2 protein-coding genes are annotated in these 2,174 nt (G+C 73.4%); both read right to left on the reverse strand.

All coding sequences use genetic code 11. The features are described from left to right. Nucleotides 1-40: 40 nt before the first annotated feature. Nucleotides 41-1,654, reverse strand: a complete 1,614-nt coding sequence (locus HGA02_RS17205; RefSeq protein ID WP_168680417.1) for a methyl-accepting chemotaxis protein — start codon at nt 1,652-1,654, stop codon at nt 41-43. A 310-nt stretch (nt 1,655-1,964) separates the two neighbouring features. Next, on the reverse strand, nt 1,965-2,174 hold a 210-nt coding region (locus HGA02_RS20545; protein ID WP_210728742.1), incomplete at its 5' end, for a hypothetical protein.

Below are 2,174 nucleotides of genomic sequence, written 5' to 3' on the forward strand. Positions count from 1 at the left end.
CCCGGCGGCCGGGGGACGGCCGGCCGCCGGGCGCTGGTCCTCAGTAGGTGAACGCGGCGACGCGTGACCGCAGGTCCGCGGACATGCGGGCGAGCTCCTCGACGTTCGTGCCCATCTGGGCGAGCACGTCGGAGCTCGTCGCGGCCGACGTCGCGACGCCGGTGATGTTCGTGGCGATGTCCCCGGTGCCGGCCGCGGCGTCGGCGACCCCGCGCGACATCTCGGTCGTGGTCGCGGTCTGCTCCTCGATCGCCGACGCGATCGTGAGCTGGTGGTCGTTGATCGCCTCGATGATCGAGGAGATCTCCCCGATCGCGGACACCGCACCGGTGGTGTCGGTCTGGATCGCCTCGACGCGGCGCGCGATGTCCTCGGTCGCCTTCGCCGTCTCCGACGCGAGCTCCTTGACCTCGCCCGCGACGACCGCGAAGCCCTTGCCGGCCTCCCCGGCACGCGCGGCCTCGATGGTCGCGTTGAGCGCGAGCAGGTTCGTCTGCTCGGCGATCGACGTGATGACCTTGACGACGTTGCCGATCTCCAGGCTGGACTCGCCGAGCTTCGCGACGCGCTCGTTGGTGAGCTCGGCCATCTGCGTCGCCTGGTGCGCGACCTTCGCGGCCTCGGACGCGCTCTGCGCGATCTCCCGGATCGACGACCCCATCTGCGCCGACCCGGCCGCGACGGACTGCACGTAGCGCGAGACCTGGTCCGCGGTGGACGCGACGACCCCCGCCTGCGCGCTCGTCTCCTCCTGCGCGGCGCCGACCTGCTGCGCGGCGGCCGACAGCTCCTCCGCGGCGGCGGCGACCGTCTCGGCCGCCTCGACGACACCGGCGAGGGTCGACCGCACGGACCGCTGCGCGACGCCGAGCGCCTCGGCGGTCTGCCCGACCTCGTCGCGCGAGCGGACCTGCGCCTCGACGGTGAAGTCGCCGCGGGCCATCGCCTGCAGGCTGCGGCGGACGTCGTCGACGGACCGGCGGATGCCCCGCACCACGAGCCAGGTGAGCACCGCGGCGATGACGAACGCCGTCACGAGGTTGGTGACGAGCACGATCATCGCGTTGCTCGCGCGCTCCTGGGACTGCCGGGCCAGGTTCGTGATGAACGCGGTGTTCTCGGCCGCGGTCTGGTCGAGCTCGGCGACGTACGCCTCGATCGCCGGCTGGCCGATCTCGTCACGGATGCGCGCGTACTCGTGCAGGTCCTCCTCGAGCGCGGCGGGGACGAGCTGCTCGTCGCGGATCTGGAGCCAGTCGTCGTACTTCGTGAGGAAGTCCTGCCACGACTGCTCGCCGCCCGCGGCGCTCGCGGTGTAGGCCTCGATCTGCGGCTCGAGCTCGGCGTCGTTCGACTCGAGCGCGCGGCGCCAGTCGCTCTTCGCGGTCGGCTCGTCGGAGGCGGCGATCTGGGCGACGATCATCCGCGCCTTGAGCTGGTTCTGGTGCACGAGGTCGCGGACGTCGCTGATCTGGCTCTGGCCGTCGGCCATGGTCTTCATGTCCGCGCGCGTCTGCTGGAGGACGAGCACCGCGTACCCGGAGGACAGCAGCACGATCGTGCCGGCGACACCGAGCGTCACGAGGATCTTCGTCTGGATGCCGCGGTCCGCGAACCAGGACAGGCGGCGGCGGGACGACGTGGGCTGGGGCATGCGGGCCTCTCGCTTCGGACGGCGAGGGGGCGGACGTGCGGACGACCGGCGGGCTTGCCGGTGCTTCGGCGCCCCCTGCGACGGCGCCGTGACGCTGGCGTCGCCGTCCTTCCGTTCGGTCGGTCCGGCGTCCGGCTGAGCGTTTTCCGTGAGGTCGATCCGTCGGGTTCGACCCGGAGCGTCCTGGACGTTCGTCCGACTGGCGGCAGCGCTCCCGCCCGGCGCGACCGTGACCTGCACTCGGGTCCTCAGGGGACGACCCGGACCGCCCCGGACGGCGTCGGCGACGGCAGCCGGAGGACGCCCGGAGTCAGCCCCAGGTGGGCGGGTCCAGCTCGCTCGACGGGGCCGGACGGGGGAACGGGACGCTCGGCGTCGGGCGCCAGGACGCGTGCGGCTGCCACACCGTCGGCCGCTCCCCGGGGCCGTCGGGCTCGTCGGCGTGCGGCCACAGCGAGTGCGTCGGATGCCCCGGCGCGCGCTCGGCGACGTGCGCGTCGGGCTGGTCGTGCAGCGCGTG

Origin of the sequence: Cellulomonas septica (assembly GCF_012396155.1) — a bacterium.
GTDB classification, from domain to species: Bacteria; Actinomycetota; Actinomycetes; order Actinomycetales; family Cellulomonadaceae; genus Cellulomonas; species Cellulomonas septica.